General features: G+C 47.4%; 2 rRNA genes (1 of these 2 cut by a window edge). Both read right to left on the minus strand.

Annotated features, from left to right (window positions below):
• Positions 1–19: 19 nt before the first annotated feature.
• Positions 20–127, minus strand: a 5S ribosomal RNA gene (rrf, locus tag OS191_RS07185).
• A gap of 132 nt (positions 128–259) precedes the next feature.
• Positions 260–2,500 (minus strand): 23S ribosomal RNA (locus tag OS191_RS07190); it runs 578 nt beyond the window's last position.

Consider the following 2,500-nt stretch of genomic DNA (forward strand, 5'->3'; position numbering starts at 1 on the left):
AAATGAATCGGGATTCTAAAAAAGGCGATGACCTACTCTTCCACAAATGCAGTACCATCGGCGCTAATGGGCTTAACTTCTCTGTTCGGAATGGTAAGAGGTGAGCCCCATTGCAATAACCACCTTAAGTTATTGCTGCAGTAATAAGTATTTAACTTATTACTTTCAGCGTTCCAATATCAAATTGGAACAAATATCTTAACATATTGAAAAAAATGACATGAATTTGTAATTATTGTACTTTTAAAAAGAACAGCTGTACAATAAGCCTATGGGTTATTAGTACTACTCGGCTATGACATTACTGCCTTTACACCTATAGCCTATCAACGTGGTAATCTTCCACGACCCTTTAAAGAAATCTCATCTTGTGGTGGGTTTCGCGCTTATATGCTTTCAGCGCTTATCCCTTCCAAACGTAGCTACTCTGCAATGCTCCTGGCGGAACAACAGATACACCAGAGGTTTGTCCAACTCGGTCCTCTCGTACTAGAGTCAGATCCACTCAAATTTCTAACGCCCACTGTAGATAGAGACCGAACTGTCTCACGACGTTCTGAACCCAGCTCGCGTGCCACTTTAATGGGCGAACAGCCCAACCCTTGGGACCTTCTCCAGCCCCAGGATGTGACGAGCCGACATCGAGGTGCCAAACCCCCCCGTCGATGTGAGCTCTTGGGGGAGATCAGCCTGTTATCCCCGGCGTACCTTTTATCCTTTGAGCGATGGCCCTTCCATGCGGAACCACCGGATCACTATGCTCTACTTTCGTACCTGATCGACCTGTATGTCTCTCAGTCAAGCTCCCTTATGCCATTGCACTCTACGCACGGTTACCAAGCGTGCTGAGGGAACCTTTAGAAGCCTCCGTTACTCTTTTGGAGGCGACCACCCCAGTCAAACTACCCACCAAGCACTGTCCCTTCATTGAAGGTTAGACTCTAGATAAGCAAAGGGTGGTATTTCAACAATGACTCCACAACACCTGGCGATGCTGCTTCGAAGTCTCCCACCTATCCTACACATTACTTATCCAAAACCAATACTAAGCTATAGTAAAGGTGCACGGGGTCTTTTCGTCCCACAGCGGGTAATCGGCATCTTCACCGATACTACAATTTCACCGAGCTCATGGTTGAGACAGTGTCCAGATCGTTGCACCATTCGTGCAGGTCGGAACTTACCCGACAAGGAATTTCGCTACCTTAGGACCGTTATAGTTACGGCCGCCGTTTACTGGGGCTTCATTTCATTGCTTCGCCGAAGCTAACAACTCCACTTAACCTTCCAGCACCGGGCAGGTGTCAGGCCATATACATCATCTTTCGATTTAGCATAGCCCTGTGTTTTTGATAAACAGTCGCCTGGACTCTTTCACTGCGGCCCATCCGTAGATGGGCGACGCTTCTCCCGAAGTTACGCGTCTATTTTGCCTAGTTCCTTAACCATGAATCTCTCGAGCTCCTTAGAATTCTCATCCCAACTACCTGTGTCGGTTTAGGGTACGGGCTGCTTCATTCGCTTTTCTTGGAAGTCGCTTTTCTGGATTATCACCGCAGCCGTAGCCTTAGTGTACTATCGCGGTATTACTACTCGCTTCAACGAACTATTCCGTCAGTTCGCACCAAATTTACGCCTCCGTCACTTTTAGTATGAGCAGGTACAGGAATATTAACCTGTTGTCCATCCACTACCCCTTTCGGGTTCGCGTTAGGTCCCGACTAACCCTCAGCTGATTAGCATAGCTGAGGAAACCTTAGTCTTTCGGAGTGCGGGTTTCTCGCCCGCATTATCGTTACTTATGCCTACATTTTCTTTTGTAGCTTCTCCAGCATACCTCGCAGTACACCTTCGACGACACTACAATGCTCCCCTACCACTTTTACAAGTCCATAGCTTCGGTAGTATGTTTATGCCCGATTATTATCCATGCCGAACCGCTCGACTAGTGAGCTGTTACGCACTCTTTAAATGAATGGCTGCTTCCAAGCCAACATCCTAGCTGTCTAAGCAGTTCAACCTCGTTTATTCAACTTAACATACATTTGGGGACCTTAGCTGATGGTCTGGGTTCTTTCCCTCTCGGACATGGACCTTAGCACCCATGCCCTCACTGCTGATTAACATTTTATAGCATTCGGAGTTTGTCAGGAATTGGTAGGCGGTGAAGCCCCCGCATCCAATCAGTAGCTCTACCTCTATAAAACTATAAATCAACGCTGCACCTAAATGCATTTCGGGGAGTACGAGCTATTTCCGAGTTTGATTGGCCTTTCACCCCTACCCACAGGTCATCCGAAGACTTTTCAACGTCAACCGGTTCGGTCCTCCATTTAGTGTTACCTAAACTTCAACCTGCCCATGGGTAGATCACACGGTTTCGCGTCTACCACTACTAACTAAAGCGCCCTATTCAGACTCGCTTTCGCTACGGATCCGGACCTGAAGTCCTTAACCTTGCTAGCAACGGTAACTCGTAGGCTCATTATGCAAAAGGCAC

Source organism: Xanthomarina sp. F2636L (genome assembly GCF_026410195.1).
Taxonomy (GTDB): Bacteria; Bacteroidota; Bacteroidia; order Flavobacteriales; family Flavobacteriaceae; genus Xanthomarina.